This window comes from Dechloromonas denitrificans, from assembly GCF_020510685.1.
Taxonomy (GTDB): domain Bacteria; phylum Pseudomonadota; class Gammaproteobacteria; order Burkholderiales; family Rhodocyclaceae; genus Azonexus; species Azonexus denitrificans_A.
In genome coordinates, this window is the sequence record NZ_CP075185.1 from 4,377,526 (window position 1) to 4,394,508 (window position 16,983).

Genomic DNA, 16,983 nt, shown 5'->3' on the forward strand with positions numbered 1-16,983 from the left:
TGGGTCATCGCCGCAGTGCAGCAAATGATAACGGGGGTAGATGTTAATTCCGGTAAAGAGCGCGGCTATTTCACTTCCGCCGCAATTCACCGACCGGCTCCAGCCAGCGCTCGGCATCACGAGCCAGCCACTCCTCGGCAATCGGGTCTTTTTTAACCTGGGCATCGAGAAAGGCCACGCTCAGGCGCTGGATGGCGATGACCTGCCGTGCGCTGTTCGCCACCGGAAAGGCCGACATGCCGCCCAGCGCGGCAACGCCACGTATGCCGCCGCCCGGCCCTCCGCGACCGCCGCCCGAAGGCATGCCGCCGCCTCCACCACCTGGACCGCCACCGCTCCCCAGGCCACCGCCGCCTGGCCCGGCCGATTCGCCGCGTCCCGCCTCGGGCGCTTCCTGCACTTGCGGCGGACCACCCGACAACACGCGATGCGAACCGCCGGAGAGCAACAGCAAATACTTGTCGCCCTCCGGCATGTAGGTGAAGGGCGCCAGGCGAGCGGCCAGCGAAGTGACGACGGCAAAACTGTCGCTGTCCTCGGTCGCCGTCGCCGCGAAGACCGGTATCCGGATCGCGCCAAAGCGCTTGGCGAAGCCGCCACCGGCCGCGTTGGCGTAGGGGCTGAGCAGGATGGCGGCACGCGGCGGATTTTTCAGCACCGGCAGGTTCACGCCGCTGCTGGACTCGCCGGCCAGCGCCTGCACTGTCTGCGCGCCCAGGTCGTAGCCGGCCAGCACGGTGGCCGCTGGGTCGATCCGGTCAAAGGGCGGCGTGCCGCGCGCCAGCCGCTTGTCGAGTTCAAGCAGTACGCTGTCCACGGCGCGCAGCCGTTCGTTGAGCGCCGCCGTCGCATAGTTTTCACGGGCCAGCGCGGTGAAATCGGCGTTCTTCGCATAGCGCCCCTGCAGGGCGGCCGCCCCGAAGCGGTTCGGCTGCAGGCTGAGCACGGCGTAACCAGCCGCCACCCAGGCGGTTCGCCAGCTGCGGCCAGCCTCGACCGATTCGCCAAGACCGGGCAGATAGACGATCAGCGGATAACGGCCGGCTTCGCGCGGCAAGGTGAGGGTGACGGGGATTTCGCCGGGCGCTGCTGGGTCGCTGCTCAGCCAGCTTTCGCTGTAGGTTTCGGCGACGTAGCGACGCTCCGGCTGGTAGGCCCGCTCGGCGTAGCGGCGCATCTCCGGATCGTCCGCCGTGGCCGGTCGGCGCTGGCTGGTGCAGCCGCTGACCAGCAGCGCCAGGGCGAAGACGGCGAACCACAGCGGCGGGCGGTCGGCGCCGGCGAGAAAGGGCGAAAAAGCCGAGGTATTGAGCATTTATCTGGTTTTCATTTATTGGAAAGTCGCGGCGGTCAATCCGGCGGCGCCCGGCGCGCCTTGGCCGGCACTCTGGGCGCGTTTGCCGCGCAAGGCTTTCAGGCGGCTTTCGATGACCAGCAGTTCGCGGGTATCCGCCCCCTGGCCGCTATCGGCGCGCAAGGCGAGTTCAAGTTGTTCGACTGCCCCGGCGCTGTCACCCAGCGCGGCGTAATATTCGCCTTGATGGCGATGCGACTGCATGCCGTTGCCCAGTGCCGCATAGGCCTCGGCGGCGACCTGATGCAGGCTGGCATCGCCGGCGCGGCTGACCAGCGCCTGTTCGGCAAAACGGACCAGTTCGCCATAACGGCGTTCGTGCAGCAGGATTCGCGGGTAGTCATGGACCAGTTGCAGGTGCTGCGGATAACGGGCCAGCGCCTTTTCGTAACGCCGCTGCGCCGCCTGATATTGGCCGGCCTGCTGCAGGATCTGGCCGGCCAGGGCCTCGATCATCGGATGCTGCACGCCGTCGCGCTCCAGCCCGTCGATTTCCTTCAGGGCGCGCGGCAAATCCTTGGCCCGCAACAGCGCGGCGGCCAGCCCGTAGCGGGTCGCCGCCCGATCCTGAAAGCGCTTCTCGGCCAGGCGGCTGGTGAAATCGTTCACCGCATCTTCCGGCCGACCGTCGTAACTGTGCAGCAGGGCGCGGACGAAATGGAAATCCGGGCTGTCGGCGATCTGCCGGTAAGGGACGCGGGCCTCGCGGTCCTGCGCATCGGCCACGCGCTCGTGGGTCATCGGGTGACTGCGCAGATAGGAGGGCGTCGCACCTTCCTGGCCGCGCACCGCCTGTTGCAGGCGCTCGAAGAAACCGGCCATGGCGCGGCTGTCGAAGCCGGTCCGCTCGAGCAGGGCAAAGCCGATGCGGTCGGCCTCGCGTTCATGCTCGCGCGTGTAGTTGATCTGGCTCTGCACCTGGGTGGCCATCGTCGTGCTCATCGCCGCCGAGGCGACCTGACCGTTGCCGCTGTGGGCGGCAACCAGCGCCGCCAGCAGCGCCGCCATCGTGACCATCTGCGTGTTGGCGCTGGCCGCCATCTGGCGGGCGATGTGATGCTGGGTAACGTGGGTGATTTCGTGAGCCAGCACCGAAGCCAGCTCGCTTTCGCTGCGCGCCGCCTGAATCAGCCCGGCATTGACGCCGACGAAGCCGCCCGGCATGGCGAAAGCGTTGATTTCCGAGGACGGCACGGCAAAAAAGGTGAAGTCCGGATGACTGGCCGTCAGCCCGGCCACCAGCCGCTGACCGATGGCATCCAGATAGGCATTGACCTCCGGATCGTCGAGATAGCCGCCGCTGGCGCGAATCTGCGCCATCGACTGCTCGCCGAGGCGCCGCTCGTCCTGCGGCGTCACCATAGCCTGGGCGGCATCGCCGAGATCGGGCAGCTCGTCATCGGCGACGACTGCGGACGACCGGGCGAACAGGGCAAAAATCAGGGCTGCCGCAGCAGCCCTGTTCCGGCGATGGGTCACGCCGCGCATCATCGCTGTTCCGCTTACCGGGCCGGCGGTGCTGGGGGCGTGCGACCGTCGCCGCCCATGCCGCGCGGTTCTTCACCCCGGTTGCGCGGACCGTTGGCGCCCGACTTGATCTCGGCCAGTTGCTTGCGTTGTTCCGGTGTCAGGACTTCGAAGATCTGCCGATCCGCCTTGACGCGGGCCTGTGCCATGTCGGCCACCGACTTGCCCAGCGCATCGCCCAGCGCCCGGGCCTTGGCTTCGCTGTAATCCGGCGCGGCCGCCAGCTTGCGCAGCTCCTCCTCGGCCTTTTGATGGGCCTTGGCCATGTCGCGCAGCAGCGGCGCCTGGGCATGCATGATCTCGAACACCTTGTCGCGCTGCGCCTCGGTCAGATTCAGCGCGCGCAGATAATGCGGCCCCATCTTGCCGGCGCGCCCCATCTCGCCGCTGAAATGACCGCGGCCGTCCATCGCGCCGCAATCGCCGCGCGGGCCGCCCGGATTGGCGGCGAGCGCCAGAGGAACCGCCAGCACCAGACTGGCTGCGGCAAGAAAACGCTTGATATTGCGTGGGGAAATATTGGTCATGTCCTTTTCCTTTCGGGTCAATTGACAGACTGGCAAGAGCCGGCCTGCGACAGGACAAATACTCCGCCAATAAGCGGTCCCGCGCGGTTAGCGCGCGGTAAATGAACGTAAATGAACGTAAATCGGGTAACAGCGTCGCAGCGTTCGCCAAAAAGCAGAAAGGCGACTGGATCAGCCGCCTTTCCTTTGCTACCAGCCGTTTGGCGAAGCTCAGACCTTGCGATAGACCTCGGCCCCGGCCTTGACGAATTCCACCGACTTCACTTCCATCCCCTTTGCCAGCGCCGCCGCTTCATCCAGCCCTTGCTGCGCCGCGAACTCGCGCACTTCCTGGGTGATCTTCATCGAGCAGAAGTGCGGGCCGCACATCGAACAGAAGTGGGCGACCTTGGCCGATTCCTTGGGCAGGGTTTCGTCGTGGAATTCGCGCGCCTTGTCCGGATCGAGGCCGAGGTTGAACTGGTCGTCCCAGCGGAATTCGAAGCGCGCCTTGGACAGCGCGTTGTCGCGGATCTGTGCACCGGGGTGGCCCTTGGCCAGGTCGGCGGCGTGGGCGGCGAGCTTGTAGGTGATGATGCCGACCTTGACGTCGTCTTTGTCGGGCAAGCCAAGGTGTTCCTTGGGCGTCACATAGCAGAGCATGGCGGTGCCGTACCAGCCGATCATCGCCGCGCCAATACCGCTGGTGATGTGGTCGTAGCCCGGCGCGATGTCGGTGGTCAAGGGTCCAAGGGTGTAGAACGGGGCTTCCTGGCAGTACTCCAGTTGCAGGTCCATGTTCTCCTTGATCATGTGCATCGGCACATGGCCGGGGCCTTCGATCATCACCTGGACGTCGTGCTTCCAGGCGATCTGTGTCAACTCACCCAGCGTCTTCAGTTCACCGAGCTGGGCTTCGTCGTTGGCATCGTAGATCGAGCCGGGACGCAGGCCGTCGCCGAGGCTGAAGGCGACGTCGTAGGCCTTCATGATTTCGCAGATATCCTCGAAGTGCGTATAGAGGAAGCTTTCCTTGTGGTGCGCCAGACACCACTTGGCCATGATCGAGCCGCCGCGGCTGACGATGCCGGTCAGACGATTGGCGGTCATCGGCACGTAACGCAGCAGCACGCCGGCGTGGATGGTGAAGTAGTCGACGCCCTGTTCGGCCTGTTCGATCAGCGTGTCGCGGAAGATTTCCCAGGTCAGGTCTTCGGCCTTGCCGTTGACCTTTTCCAGCGCCTGGTAGATCGGCACGGTACCGATCGGCACCGGCGAGTTGCGGATGATCCACTCGCGGGTTTCGTGGATGTTCTTGCCGGTGGACAGGTCCATCACCGTGTCGCCGCCCCAGCGGATCGACCAGGTCATCTTCTCGACTTCTTCCTGGATGCTGGAGCCGAGCGCCGAGTTGCCGATATTGGCGTTGATCTTGGTCAGGAAGTTGCGGCCGATGATCATCGGCTCGCTTTCCGGGTGGTTGATGTTGTTCGGGATGATGGCGCGGCCGCGGGCGATTTCGCTGCGGACGAACTCTGGAGTGATCTCTTCCGGAATGCTGGCGCCGAAATTCTGGCCCTTGTGCTGGCGACCGAGGATGTCGGCCAGCTTGTTACCCATCGGGCCGGAGGCCTTCAGGCCCTCGATGTAGGCCCGGCGGTTGTTGTTTTCGCGGATGGCGACGTATTCCATCTCCGGTGTGATGATGCCCTTCCGGGCGTAGTGCATCTGCGAGACGTTGGCGCCCGCCTTGGCACGCAGCGGTTTGCGCTGCAGACCGGGGAAGCGCAGTTCGTCGAGCACCGGATCGGCCGCCCGTTTGCGCCCGAATTCGGAACTCAGGTCAGCCAGCGCTTCGGTATCGCCGCGCTCGGCAATCCATTGCGCACGCAAGGCCGGCAGGCCGGAACGGATATCGATTCTGACCGTCGGGTCGGAATAGGGGCCGGAACAGTCGTAGACGTAAATCGGCGGGTTCTTTTCGCCGCCGAATTCGGTTGACGTGTCGTCCTGGGAAATCTCGCGCATCGGCACCCGGATGTCCGGACGCGAACCTTCGATATAAACCTTGCGGGAATTGGGCAGCGGCTGGACTGCGGCCTCGTCGACGTGGGCAGTGGCGGCGAGAAACGGTGCGGTGGCGTTCATTGTTCTTCCTTGCGTGGATGCAGCGGGTAAGACGGGCAAGGAGCAACAAAGTTCGTTTCCCTACGACGGCATGACCCGGTCAGGTTCGAAGGGTATTTCTCAGTCGGATCGTTCATCCGGCACCCCTAACGAGAGGCTGCAAGTTACTGGAAACACAGGCAAAATGCAAGAAATGCGATTCGGCGCTCAAGATTTCTCGAAATGAGTCGAAATATAGATTCCAAGACATGGAATTTAAAGAAAATAAATGGGGCATCACATGCGCTTATTGAGAATTGCCGCTCTCCTGGCCACCCTGCCATTGAGCGTTGCGGCGGCACCAACCTGGCAGACCATATCGTCCGAGCCGGGCAAGCGTATCGAACTCGACCGCACCAGCATCAAGCGCGAAGGCAACATCGTCCAGGCCCAGGGGCGGATCGTTCTCGAGAAGGAACTGATCGACATCCGCTCCGGTGGCGGCTATCGGATCATCGAGGCGATCACCCGCTATGACTGCGGATCGCGCAATGCCAACACGATCAAGCGGATCTACAAGAAAAACGAAAACGAAACGGTCCGCGAAGAAGAACTGAAGGGCGGCCAAGTGCCGGTGCGGAGCGGCACGCTCGACGACAAGGTCCTGCGCGAAGTCTGCCGGCCGCCCAAGGAAGGTCAGGCGGAACTGGCACAGAAGGCCAACGAGGCAGCCGGCCAGTTGAAGGAGGCCAACGAGGCACTGCTCAAGAAGGAAATGTCCAAGACGGAAAAATCGCGCCCGATGAAGGCCAACGATACCGAGCAGCCGGCCGTACCGTCGATCAAACCCAACTTGAAGGCAACCGCGGAGTCCGCGAAAGCACAGATGCCGGCGGCCGAAAAAGCGACCGCCCCGCACATTGCCGTGCCAAGCGCGGCGGCCACCAAGCCCCGGCGCGGGGCAAAATCCGGCGGCTACATGCTGGAGCTGGCCGAAGCCGAGCCAGCCCGCCAACACGCCGGCATCCACTGGGATTACGAGGGGACAGGGGGGCCGGAAAACTGGTCCAAACTCGACCCGAAAAACACCGCCTGCGCGATCGGCCAGCGTCAGTCGCCGATCGACATCCGGGATGGGATCAAGGTCGATGTCGAGCCGATTGTCTTCAAGTACCGGCCGTCGACTTTCCGCATCGTCGATAACGGCCACACTGTTCAGGTCGCCGTCGGCGACAATTCGATTTCCCTGACCGGCAAGACCTACGAACTGGTGCAGTTCCATTTCCATCGCCCCTCCGAAGAAAAGGTCAATGGCCAGCGTTTCGAGATGGTCGTCCATCTGGTGCACAAGGCCGATGACGGTCAGCTGGCTGTCGTTGCCGTGCTACTCGAACGCGGCCCGGAAAATCCGTTCATCCAGACGCTGTGGAACAACCTGCCGCTCGAGCGGCATCTCGAAGTCTCGCCGCCGACGGCACTGATCGATCCGGCGACGATCTTGCCCGGCGCCCGCAGCTATTACACCTACATGGGTTCGCTGACGACGCCGCCGTGCACCGAGGGCGTGCTGTGGCTGGTCATGAAGCAGCCGGTTCAGGTATCGGAGGAGCAGATCAGCATCTTCTCCCGGCTGTACAGGAACAATGCCCGACCGATCCAGCCGGCGGCAGGCCGCCTGATCAAGGAAGGTCGTTGACCGCCGACAAATCGCGGTGGTAACTTAATGACCGATCGGTCATTAAGTTACCCATGCCTTACAGCCCCGCCCCCCGCAAACGCCGCAAAGATGCCCGCCCCTCGGAACTGAGCGCGGCCGCCTTGTCGCTGTTTGTCGAAAAAGGCTTTGCTGCCACGCGCCTCGAAGACATCGCGGCCCGCGCCGGCGTTTCCAAAGGCACGCTCTATCTCTATTTCGACGGCAAGGAAGCCTTGTTCAAGGCGGTCATCCAGGACGGAATCGTGCCCGTCGTGGCCGAAAACGAGGCAATTGCCGCCCGCCATACCGGATCGACCTTCCTGTTGCTGGAAAAGCTGCTCGACAATTGGTGGGCAGCCATCGGCCAGACCGATTTCGCTGGCATTCCCAAACTGATGGTGGCCGAGGCCCGCAACTTCCCCGAGGTGGCGCAGTTTTATTACGAGAACGTTATTCGACGCGCCCGCACACTGGTTGGCAACACCCTCGAACGCGGCATGGCTGCGGGTGAATTCCGGCGAATGGATGTCGAAACCACCATCGATGTCATCATCGCCCCGATCCTGATGCTGCTCATCTGGCGCTTTTCGATGGCCAACTGCCAGAGTGGCGAGGCCGACGCCGGGCTTTACCTGCGAATTCACATGGACCTGCTGCGCCAAGGCTTGCGTGCGAGTCAGGTATAATTTTATTTTGTCAGAATCAATATATTAGCCCATGCTAATATTAAGCCTGCGGAGACCCACATGAATATCGAGCAAGCGCGCTTCAACATGATTGAACAGCAGATCCGGCCTTGGGAAGTTCTGGATCAGCAGGTTCTCGATCTGCTTTTCGTCGTCAAGCGCGAGGATTTCGCTCCGCCCGCCTATCGCAGTCTGGCCTTCGCCGATCTGGAAATTCCGCTGGGCAGCGGCCAGGTCATGCTGGCCCCGAAGATCGAAGCCAAGATGTTGCAGGAACTGGCCATCAAGAAAACCGACAAGGTGCTCGAGATCGGCACCGGCAGCGGCTACATGGCCGCCCTGCTGGCCGCTCGCGCCGAGCACGTGGTCAGCGTCGAAGCGCGTCCCGAACTGGCTGAATTCGCCAAGCAGAATCTGGCGCGCAGCGGCGTCACCAACGTCACCGTCGAAACCGGCAACGGCGTCAATGGCTGGGCGCAAGGCGGCCCCTACGATGCCATCGTCGTCTCCGGCTCGGTTCCGGTCCTGCCCGACGCACTGCTCAAGCAGTTGCGCGTCGGTGGCCGCCTGACGGTAGTGGTTGGCGACGCTCCGGTGATGGAAGCGCAATTGATCACCTGCACCGCCGAAGGCGTATACAACACCGTCAATCTGTTTGAAACGGTGATTCCGCCGCTCGACGGCGTCGCCGCCAAGGAAAGCTTCTCGTTGTGATTGATCAGGTTCGCGCCTCACAGGTTGCCGCGTGGCTGGCCGACGAGAGTCGGCCCAGCCCGGTGCTGCTCGATGTACGCGAACCCTGGGAATTCGAGATCTGCCATCTGGAAGGCGCCCGGCACATCCCGATGCATCTCGTGCCCGTCCGTTGCGCCGAGCTGGATCCCGAGCAGGAAATCGTCGTCATCTGCCATCACGGCGCCCGCAGTTTTCAGGTTGCAATGTTCCTCGAGAACCGGGGTTTTGGCGCCGTCCATAATCTGGCGGGCGGTGTCGAGGCCTGGGCGACGGAAGTTGACCCAACCATGTGTCGTTACTGAGAAAGACATGAAAAAGCTCGCCTGGATGTTGCTCTCCCCCCTGCTCGCCTCGCCGCTTCATGCCGCCGACCTGATGCAGGTCTACCGGGCGGCGCAGGATAACGACCCGACTTTCGCCGCGGCCCGGGCGACACTCGATGCCGGCCGGGAAAAGATGCCGCAGGGCCGGGCCGGCCTGTTGCCCAGCCTGACGCTGTCGGGCAACACGGTGTGGAACCAGAACGAGATCGCAGCCCATAACGGCGCCACCTTCGCGAAACCGAATTTCAACTCCAATGGCTATCAGCTGACGCTTTCCCAGCCGCTGTTCCGCTGGCAGAACTGGGTCACCTACGACCAGTCGAAAATTCAGGTCGCCCAGGCCGAGGCCAACTTCGCCCAGGCCAGACAGGATTTGATCCTGCGGGTCGCCCAGGCCTATTTCGATGTCACTTATACGATCGAGAACCTGAGGGCCGTGCGCGCCAACAAGACCGCCATCGCCCAGCAGCTCGAATCAGCGAAAAAGAATTTCGAGGTCGGCACCGCAACCATCACCGACAGCCATGAAGCACAGGCCCGCTACGATCTGGCCATCGCCCAGGAAATCGCCGCGGAAAGCGATTTCGAAATCAAGCAGCATGCGCTGCAGGCCATCATTGGCCGGGAAGCCGGCGGGCTCGCGGCGCCGCGCAAAGATGCCGAACTCACCCCGCCACAACCGAATGACATGAACCAATGGGTTGCGGCAGCTGAAAAAGACAGCATCACCGTACAGATTCAACAGGCTGCCGCCGACATTGCCGCCCGCGAAGTGGACAAGCAACGGGCCGGGCACTATCCAACCGTCGATCTGGTGGCCAACCAAGGCTACTCGAAGTCATATGCCTCGACCACGCTGGGCATGCTCGACACCGACTACAAAAATGTCGGTCTGCAACTGAACATCCCGCTCTATCTCGGCGGCCAAGTGGTTTCCCGCCAACGTGAAGCGGCGGCCAACCGCAGTGCGGCTCAATCCAATCTGGAAACGGCTCGGCGCGGCGCGGCGCTTGCCGCCCGGCAGTATTACCTCGGCGTCGCCAATGGCCTGGCTCAGGTCCGGGCACTGAAGGCAGCGCTGGTTTCATCGCAGTCGGCTCTCGAATCGAACAAGCTCGGCTACGAAGTGGGCGTGCGCATCAATATCGACGTGCTGAATGCCGAAAACCAAGTTTATGTAACGCGCCGCGATCTGGCCAAGGCCACGCTCGATACCCTGCTTTCGCAGCTACGGCTGAAGGCGGCCGTCGGTTCGCTGGGTGACGACGATGTCGCCCAGATCAACGCGCTGCTTGATCCAGGCACTGCGCAATAAATTCCAGCATGCGCTTGGTCGCCCCCTGGTGCGACTGGGCGAAACGGCTGGCGGCCTGACGCATCGCCGCCAACTCCAGCGCCTCCCGCAATAGCTGATCAACCGCTGCGCCAAGCGCCGCCGGACTGTCGACGCGCCGCGCCGCGCCGGCCGCGATGGCATCCTCGGTGGCCTGCAGGAAGTTGAAGGTATGCGGCCCGACCAGCACCGGGCAAGCACAGGCCGCCGCCTCGATCAGATTCTGCCCGCCAAGCGGCAACAGGCTGCCACCGATGAAGGCGAGATCGGCCAGCGTGAAATAGGCGGCCATTTCGCCCATGCTGTCGCCCAGCCAGACCTGCGTATCAGGCTGCGGCAGGCCGGTGCTCCGCCGGACAACCCGCAAACCCTGCTGGCCGAGCAAGCCATCCACTTCGGCAAAACGTTGCGGATGACGCGGCACCAGCACCAACAATGCCTCCGGCACCCGAACGGCGCGCCAGGCTTCGAGTATCAGCGGCTCCTCGCCCTCGCGGGTGCTGGCCGCCAGCCACACCGGGCGCTGCCCGATGACGGCGCGCCAGCGCTGGCCAAGCGCGATGTTGTCGGCGGCAGGCGTGACATCGAATTTCAGATTGCCGCAGACCGCCAGCTGGCGGGCGCCGAGCGCAGCTATCCGCTCGGCATCGCCAGTCGTCTGCGCGGCCACCCCGCTCAACGCGGCAAATGCCGGCCGGACCAGCGCCGCGAGCTTGCCGTAGCCGCGCGCCGAACGGGCCGACAAGCGGGCGTTGGCCAGCATCACCGGGACTTGACGGGCTTGGGCAGCGGCCAGCAGGTTGGGCCAGATTTCGGTTTCCATCAGAATGCCAAAGGCGGGCGAGAAGTGTCGGAAAAACCGTGCCACGGCGCCCGGGTAGTCATAGGGCAGATAGGCCCAGATCACCCTCTCGCCATAAACCTGCCGACCCGCCTCGCGGCCGGTCGGCGTCATCCCGGTGAGCAGGATGCGATGCCCCGGCCAGCAGGCTTGCAGGCCTTCGATCAACGGTTGGGCGGCGCGCGTTTCGCCAACCGAAACGGCATGCACCCAGATCAGTTTTTCCGGCACCGGCTGGCGATAAAACCCGTAACGCTCGCCAAGATGCTGCAAGTATTCCGCTTGCTTGCGCCCGCGCCAGAGCAGGCGCAGCCAGATCAGCGGCGTGATCAGGTAGAGGAACAGGGAATAGAGCAGGCGGGCCATCAGGCGAGCACCGGCTGCAGTTCGGCGAGCACGGCGGCGACGTCCGGAATCTGCGCCTTGCCGCCGAGGTTGCGGCAAAAGCCGGTGCCGAGCACGCCGGTCAGGCCGGGATCGGTCGCGGTATACAGCGCCACGGTCGGGATATCCAGCGCGACGGCAAGGTGGGTCAGGCCGGTATCGACGCCGATCGCGGCGCGTGCTCCGGCCAGCACGGCGGCCAGATCCGGGATAGACAGCGGCGGCGCGGCGACGGCACCGGGAATGCCGGCCGCCAACCGGGCCGCCCGCTCGCGCTCGGGTTGCGTGCCGGCCGGCAGCACCGCGTGGATGCCGCGGGCGTGCAAGGCCCGGCCGAGTTCCAGCCAGTGTTCGTCCGGCCACAGCTTGTCGTCGCGACTGCTGGCGGTCAGGAAGACGACGTAAGGCGCGGGCGGCAGCCAGTCGGCACCTGACGGCGCCACCGCAATGCCGTAATCCGGGCCGCCTTCGACGGCGTAGCCGAGCGCCGCACCGGCCAGCTGGCGATTGCGCACCACGGCGTGCAGGTCGCGGGAAATGCTGAAGTGCCGGCAGTAGAGGCTGGCCGCCAGCGGTTCGCGCGCCGAATCGGCGGCATAGCCGGCCAAGGGGCCGCGCGCCCGACGGGCGATGAAGGCGCTCTTGATCAGGCCTTGCGTATCGATCACCAGATCGTAGCGCTCGCGCTGGATAAGCCGGCCGAAAGCCGAAATCTCGCGCCAGGTCACGCCGCTCAACAGCTTCTTGCGCCAGCGCCGGATGGCGACCGGGATGATTTGGTCGACGCCGGGATGCAGGCGCGGGATGGCCGCGAAACTTTCTTCGACGCACCAGTCCACTGCAGCATCGGGAAAATGCCGCTTGATGTCGCTAACCACGGGCAAATTGTGGATAACGTCGCCGAGTGAGGAAGTTTTCACAATCAGGATGCGCATCGGCAGATAAAATGACGGCTTTTCGAAGCTGCAATTATAGATGCCCATCTCGCGCCAGCCGCTTTCTGTTGCCATCATTACGCTGAATGCGGCCTCGCAGCTGGCGGCATGCCTGCACAGCGCGCGCTTCGCCGACGAGATCGTGGTCGTCGATTCCGGCAGTACGGATGGCACCCAGGCGCTGGCCGTGCAGCATGGCGCCCGGGTCATTCAGCAGGAATGGCTGGGTTTCGGGCGGCAAAAACAGTTTGCCGTCGAGGCTGCGCAACACGACTGGGTGCTCTGCCTGGATGCCGACGAACGGGTCACGCCCGACTTGCAGGCGAGCATCGAACAAACCCTGCAAGCCCCGGCCACCGGCGCCTTCCGTTCCCCCCGCTGCAACCGCTTTCTCGGCCGCTATCTGAAGCACGGCGAGGGCTACCCGGACTGGAGTTTGCGGCTGTTCGACCGCCGCCAGGCCCGCTGGTCGAATGATGCAGTGCACGAAAAAGTCGAGACCGATTGCCCGATCGGCGAGTTGGCCGGCGACCTGCTGCACGACTCGGCCGAATCGCTGGCCAGCTACCTGACCAAGCAGAACCGCTACACGACGCTGGCCGCCGAGATGGCGCTGGCCTCTGGCAAGCGGGCGAGCTTTGGGCGCATCGTCGTCAGCCCGCTGATCCGCTTCATCAAGTTCTATCTGATCCGCCAGGGTTTTCGCGACGGCCTGCCCGGACTGATCCACATCACCATCGGCTGTTTCAACAGCTTCATCAAATATTCCAAAATGCTGGAGCGCCAGAATTCCGATGCTGCGCTGCGGTAAAATCAAGATACTCAATCAAAGGGTCGACCAGTGAAAATTCTCGTGACCGGCGCCGCCGGATTTATCGGCATGACTGCCTCTCTGCGCCTGCTGGCGCGTGGCGACGAAGTGGTCGGCCTCGACAACCTGAACGATTATTACGAAGTCAGCCTGAAGGAAAACCGGCTGGCCCGCCTGACCGGTCACGCCAATTTTCGCTTCGTCAAGCTGGATGTCGGCGACCGGGCCGGCATGGAAGCGCTGTTCGCCGCCGAGAAGTTCGACAAGGTGATCCACCTCGCCGCCCAGGCCGGCGTCCGCTATTCGATCCAGAACCCGCACGCCTACGTGGACAGCAATCTGGTCGGCTTCATCAACATTCTCGAAGGCTGCCGCCACCACAAGGTGCAGCATCTGGTCTACGCCTCCAGCTCGAGCGTCTACGGCGGCAACACCAAGATGCCGTTCTCCGAGCATGACAGCGTCGATCACCCGGTCAGCCTGTACGCCGCGACCAAGAAGGCCAACGAGCTGATGGCCCACACCTACAGCCACCTCTACGGGCTGCCGACCACCGGCCTGCGCTTCTTCACCGTCTATGGCCCGTGGGGCCGGCCGGACATGGCGCTGTTCCTGTTCACCAAGGCCATCCTCGAAGGCCGGCCGATCGACGTCTTCAACCACGGCAACATGAAACGCGACTTCACCTACGTCGATGACATCGTCGAAGGCGTGATCCGCGTCCTCGACAAGACCGCCGCCGCCAACCCAGCCTACGAGGCGATTTCCGCCGACCCGGCAAGCAGCAACGTGCCGTACCGCGTGTTCAACATTGGCAACAACAATCCGGTACAACTGCTCGATTTCATCGGCGCCATCGAGAATGCCCTCGGCCAGAAAGCCGAGAAGCGCCTGTTGCCGCTGCAGGACGGCGATGTCCCGGCGACCTTCGCCAACACCGATCTGCTCAACGACTGGGTCGGTTTCGTCCCGGGCACCACCGTCCAGGAAGGCGTCAGCCGCTTCATCGCCTGGTATCGCGATTACTACAAGGTTTAAGGATCAACTATGTGCGGCATCGTCGCGGCAGCAGCCGGCAGCAACATCGTTCCCGTTCTGGTCGAGGGCCTGAAGAAGCTCGAATACCGGGGCTATGACTCGGCCGGACTGGCCGTCATCCAGGGCGATCATATCGAACGCGTCCGTTCGGTCGGACGGGTCGCCGAACTCGAAGCCGCCTCGGCCAGCACCAGTGCCGTCACCGGCATCGCCCACACGCGCTGGGCGACGCACGGCGTGCCGTGCGAGCGCAATGCCCACCCGCATATTTCCAATTCGATCGCCGTCGTCCATAACGGCATCATCGAAAACTACGAAAGCCTGCGTCGCGAACTGGTCGCCCAGGGTTATGTCTTCACCTCCGATACCGACACCGAAAGCATCGCCCACCTGATCGATGCCACGCTGAAAAGCGAGCCCGACCTGTTCGCCGCAGTGCGGATCGCCTGCCGCCGCCTGGTCGGCGCCTATGCCATCGCGGTCATCGACCACCGGCAGCCCGGCAAGGTCGTCGTTGCCCGCGAAGGTTCGCCGCTCCTGCTCGGTGTGTCCGAGACCGGCAACTACGCCGCTTCCGACGCTTCGGCCCTGCTTCAGGTCACCCGCAACATGGTCTACCTGGAAAACGGCGACATTGCCGAGTTGACCGCAGCATCGGTCAGGATCACCCGTCTCGACGGCACGCCGGTCGACCGTCCGGTGCATGTCTCCCAGCTCTCCGCCGCCGCGGTCGAACTCGGCAATTACCAGCACTACATGCAGAAGGAAATCTTCGAGCAGCCGGAAGCACTGGCCAACACGCTGGAAATCGTCGGCGGCAGCAAGACCATCCAGCCCGGCATTTTCGGGGCAGAAGCCGCCACGATGCTCGACGATGTCGACTCGATCCTGATTCTCGCCTGCGGCACCAGCAGCCACTCCGGCTACACCGCCCGCTACTGGCTCGAAGCGATTGCCGGCGTGCCGTGTACTGTCGAGATCGCCAGCGAGTACCGTTATCGCACCTCGGTGCCCAATCCCCGCCAACTGATCGTCGCCATTTCCCAGTCCGGCGAAACCGCCGACACGCTGGCCGCCTTGCGCCACGCCAAGTCGCTTGGCCAGGGCAAGACGCTGGCCATCTGCAACGTGCCGGAATCGGCCATCGTCCGCGAATGCACGCTGCGCTTCATCACCCGCGCCGGCCCGGAAATCGGCGTCGCCTCGACCAAGGCCTTCACCACCCAGCTTGCTGCGCTGTTCGTGCTGACGCTGGTCATGGCCAAGGTCAAGCAGCGCCTGAGCGCCGAGCAGGAAAGCGCCTATATCGACCAGTTGCGCCACCTGCCGGTCGCGGTGAACAAAGTGCTCGAACTGGAAAGCGAGATCAAGGTCTGGGCCCAGCGCTTTGCCGACAAGCATCACGCCCTCTTCCTCGGCCGTGGCCGGCACTTCCCGATCGCCATGGAAGGCGCCCTGAAGCTCAAGGAAATCTCCTACATCCACGCCGAGGCCTATCCGGCCGGCGAGCTCAAGCATGGCCCGCTGGCGCTGGTCGATGCCAACATGCCGGTGATTTCCGTCGCCCCGAACGACCAGTTGCTCGACAAGCTGAAATCGAACCTGCGGGAAGTCCAGGCCCGCGGCGGCGAACTCTATGTCTTCGCCGACGCCGATTCGGAAATCGCCGAGTCGGAAGGCGTCCATATCCTCCGCCTGCCCGAACATTACGGCGAACTGTCGCCGATTCTGCACGTCATCCCGCTGCAACTGCTGTCCTATCACGCCGCGCTGGTCAAGGGTACGGACGTGGACAAGCCGCGCAATCTGGCCAAGAGCGTCACCGTCGAATAATGGCGACCTACGCGATCGGCGACATTCAGGGCTGTTACGACTCGCTGTGCCGCTTGCTCGAGCGCTGCGCCTTCGATCCGGCCGTCGATCGCCTGTGGCTGGTCGGCGACCTGGTCAACCGCGGCCCGAAATCGCTGGAAACGCTGCGCCTGATCAAATCGTTTGGCGACTCTGCCCTGACCGTGCTCGGCAATCACGACCTCTACCTGCTGATGGTCGCCGAGGGCGGCGCCAAGTTTCGCGGCAAGGACGACACCATCCAGTCCATCCTCGATGCGCCGGATGCCGCCGAACTGCTCGACTGGCTGCGCCATCAACCCTTGTGCCATACCGAAGGCGAATTCTGCCTGGTACACGCCGGCCTGCTACCGCAATGGACGGCCGCCCGGGCCCGCGAACTGGCCCGCGAAGTGGAGGCCGTTCTGCAAGGCCCGGATTACCGCGAATTCGTGATGAACCTGTGGGGCAGCGAACCGGCCGGCTGGTCGGATGATCTGACCGGCTGGCCGCGCCTTCGGGTGATCGTCAATGCGATGACCCGAATGCGCTTCTGCACGCCGGATGGCGTCATGGAATTCAAGGCCAAAGGCAAACTGAGCAATGCACCGGCTGGCCACCTGCCGTGGTTCGAGCTAGCCGACCGGCGAAGCGCCGATGCGGTACTGGTCACCGGTCACTGGTCGGCCCTCGGCCTGAAAGTCACGCCAAATCTGCTGGCACTCGATTCCGGCTGTCTGTGGGGTGGTCATCTGACGGCGGTGCGACTGGAAGACCGGCAGGTTTTTCAGGTGGATTGTGCGCGTGGGGAAGCGCTGCCGCTAAAGCGATAGCCTCGCGGGCTGCAACGGCAACCTGCCGACGATCCTCGCCATTGA

General features: G+C 63.7%; 15 protein-coding genes and 1 riboswitch. Of the genes, 9 read left to right on the plus strand and 6 right to left on the minus strand.

Annotated elements, in window-relative coordinates; genetic code table 11:
- Positions 1-70: 70 nt before the first annotated feature.
- The 4 genes from KI611_RS20820 to thiC form a co-directional block, all read right to left on the minus strand.
- Entirely contained in the window at positions 71-1,315 is a 1,245-nt protein-coding gene (locus KI611_RS20820) for an alpha/beta hydrolase family protein (RefSeq protein ID WP_226417559.1), read from the minus strand.
- Positions 1,316-1,330: 15 nt separating this feature from the next.
- The gene (locus KI611_RS20825; protein ID WP_226417560.1) at positions 1,331-2,845 is read right to left on the minus strand and encodes a M48 family metalloprotease; all 1,515 of its coding nucleotides are present in this window, start codon (positions 2,843-2,845) and stop codon (positions 1,331-1,333) included.
- 11 nt (positions 2,846-2,856) lie between these two features.
- Positions 2,857-3,408 (minus strand): Spy/CpxP family protein refolding chaperone, encoded by a 552-nt coding sequence (locus KI611_RS20830; RefSeq protein ID WP_226417561.1) that lies wholly within the window; start codon positions 3,406-3,408, stop codon positions 2,857-2,859.
- A 210-nt stretch (positions 3,409-3,618) separates the two neighbouring features.
- On the minus strand, positions 3,619-5,535 hold the full coding sequence (gene thiC, locus KI611_RS20835; RefSeq protein ID WP_226417562.1) for a phosphomethylpyrimidine synthase ThiC: 1,917 nt from the start codon (positions 5,533-5,535) through the stop codon (positions 3,619-3,621).
- 40 nt (positions 5,536-5,575) lie between these two features.
- A riboswitch (TPP riboswitch) is annotated at positions 5,576-5,672 on the minus strand.
- Between the two features lie 122 nt (positions 5,673-5,794).
- On the opposite strand from thiC, the gene KI611_RS20840 reads away from it, so the two are divergent.
- The 5 genes from KI611_RS20840 to KI611_RS20860 are packed head-to-tail and all read left to right on the plus strand — an operon-like array spanning position 5,795 to position 10,248.
- Entirely contained in the window at positions 5,795-7,189 is a 1,395-nt protein-coding gene (locus tag KI611_RS20840; RefSeq protein ID WP_226417563.1) for a surface-adhesin E family protein, read from the plus strand.
- Between the two features lie 53 nt (positions 7,190-7,242).
- A complete protein-coding gene (locus KI611_RS20845) occupies positions 7,243-7,875 on the plus strand; it encodes a TetR/AcrR family transcriptional regulator (RefSeq protein WP_226417564.1) in 633 nt (210 codons plus the stop codon).
- A 60-nt stretch (positions 7,876-7,935) separates the two neighbouring features.
- Entirely contained in the window at positions 7,936-8,589 is a 654-nt protein-coding gene (locus tag KI611_RS20850) for a protein-L-isoaspartate O-methyltransferase family protein (RefSeq protein ID WP_226417565.1), read from the plus strand.
- A complete protein-coding gene (locus tag KI611_RS20855; protein WP_226419959.1) occupies positions 8,589-8,912 on the plus strand; it encodes a rhodanese-like domain-containing protein in 324 nt (107 codons plus the stop codon). The genes KI611_RS20850 and KI611_RS20855 overlap by 1 nt, the downstream gene beginning before the upstream one ends.
- A gap of 7 nt (positions 8,913-8,919) precedes the next feature.
- The gene (locus tag KI611_RS20860; RefSeq protein ID WP_226417566.1) at positions 8,920-10,248 is read left to right on the plus strand and encodes a TolC family outer membrane protein; all 1,329 of its coding nucleotides are present in this window, start codon (positions 8,920-8,922) and stop codon (positions 10,246-10,248) included.
- Here the strand turns inward: KI611_RS20860 and waaA are convergent.
- On the minus strand, positions 10,214-11,473 hold the full coding sequence (gene waaA / locus KI611_RS20865) for a lipid IV(A) 3-deoxy-D-manno-octulosonic acid transferase (RefSeq protein WP_226417567.1): 1,260 nt from the start codon (positions 11,471-11,473) through the stop codon (positions 10,214-10,216). The two genes, KI611_RS20860 and waaA, sit on opposite strands and share 35 nt — an antisense overlap.
- On the minus strand, positions 11,473-12,411 hold the full coding sequence (gene waaC / locus KI611_RS20870; RefSeq protein WP_264180081.1) for a lipopolysaccharide heptosyltransferase I: 939 nt from the start codon (positions 12,409-12,411) through the stop codon (positions 11,473-11,475). Before waaC ends, waaA begins: the two co-directional genes overlap by 1 nt.
- A 55-nt stretch (positions 12,412-12,466) precedes the next feature.
- On the opposite strand from waaC, the gene KI611_RS20875 reads away from it, so the two are divergent.
- Genes KI611_RS20875 through KI611_RS20890 form a run of 4 tightly spaced genes read left to right on the plus strand, consistent with a single transcriptional unit; the run spans position 12,467 to position 16,938 of the window.
- Positions 12,467-13,237, plus strand: coding sequence for a glycosyltransferase family 2 protein (locus KI611_RS20875; protein ID WP_226417568.1), 771 nt, complete (start codon positions 12,467-12,469; stop codon positions 13,235-13,237).
- Between the two features lie 30 nt (positions 13,238-13,267).
- Entirely contained in the window at positions 13,268-14,275 is a 1,008-nt protein-coding gene (locus KI611_RS20880) for an NAD-dependent epimerase (protein WP_226417569.1), read from the plus strand.
- A gap of 9 nt (positions 14,276-14,284) precedes the next feature.
- Entirely contained in the window at positions 14,285-16,108 is a 1,824-nt protein-coding gene (gene glmS / locus KI611_RS20885) for a glutamine--fructose-6-phosphate transaminase (isomerizing) (protein WP_226417570.1), read from the plus strand.
- Positions 16,108-16,938, plus strand: a complete 831-nt coding sequence (locus KI611_RS20890; protein ID WP_226417571.1) for a symmetrical bis(5'-nucleosyl)-tetraphosphatase — start codon at positions 16,108-16,110, stop codon at positions 16,936-16,938. The genes glmS and KI611_RS20890 overlap by 1 nt, the downstream gene beginning before the upstream one ends.
- Positions 16,939-16,983 lie beyond the last annotated feature (45 nt).

What these genes read in the sequence shown, in the direction of transcription:
- KI611_RS20840 (WP_226417563.1), top strand. Translation starts at nt 5,795, where the DNA reads ATGCGCTTATTGAGAATTGCCGCTCTCCTGGCCACCCTGCCATTGAGC.
- KI611_RS20890 (WP_226417571.1), top strand. Translation starts at nt 16,108, where the DNA reads ATGGCGACCTACGCGATCGGCGACATTCAGGGCTGTTACGACTCGCTG.
- KI611_RS20875 (WP_226417568.1), top strand. Translation starts at nt 12,467, where the DNA reads ATGCCCATCTCGCGCCAGCCGCTTTCTGTTGCCATCATTACGCTGAAT.
- KI611_RS20825 (WP_226417560.1), bottom strand. Translation starts at nt 2,845, where the DNA reads ATGATGCGCGGCGTGACCCATCGCCGGAACAGGGCTGCTGCGGCAGCC.
- KI611_RS20845 (WP_226417564.1), top strand. Translation starts at nt 7,243, where the DNA reads ATGCCTTACAGCCCCGCCCCCCGCAAACGCCGCAAAGATGCCCGCCCC.
- thiC (WP_226417562.1), bottom strand. Translation starts at nt 5,535, where the DNA reads ATGAACGCCACCGCACCGTTTCTCGCCGCCACTGCCCACGTCGACGAG.
- glmS (WP_226417570.1), top strand. Translation starts at nt 14,285, where the DNA reads ATGTGCGGCATCGTCGCGGCAGCAGCCGGCAGCAACATCGTTCCCGTT.
- waaA (WP_226417567.1), bottom strand. Translation starts at nt 11,473, where the DNA reads ATGGCCCGCCTGCTCTATTCCCTGTTCCTCTACCTGATCACGCCGCTG.
- KI611_RS20820 (WP_226417559.1), bottom strand. Translation starts at nt 1,315, where the DNA reads ATGCTCAATACCTCGGCTTTTTCGCCCTTTCTCGCCGGCGCCGACCGC.
- KI611_RS20830 (WP_226417561.1), bottom strand. Translation starts at nt 3,408, where the DNA reads ATGACCAATATTTCCCCACGCAATATCAAGCGTTTTCTTGCCGCAGCC.
- KI611_RS20850 (WP_226417565.1), top strand. Translation starts at nt 7,936, where the DNA reads ATGAATATCGAGCAAGCGCGCTTCAACATGATTGAACAGCAGATCCGG.
- KI611_RS20860 (WP_226417566.1), top strand. Translation starts at nt 8,920, where the DNA reads ATGAAAAAGCTCGCCTGGATGTTGCTCTCCCCCCTGCTCGCCTCGCCG.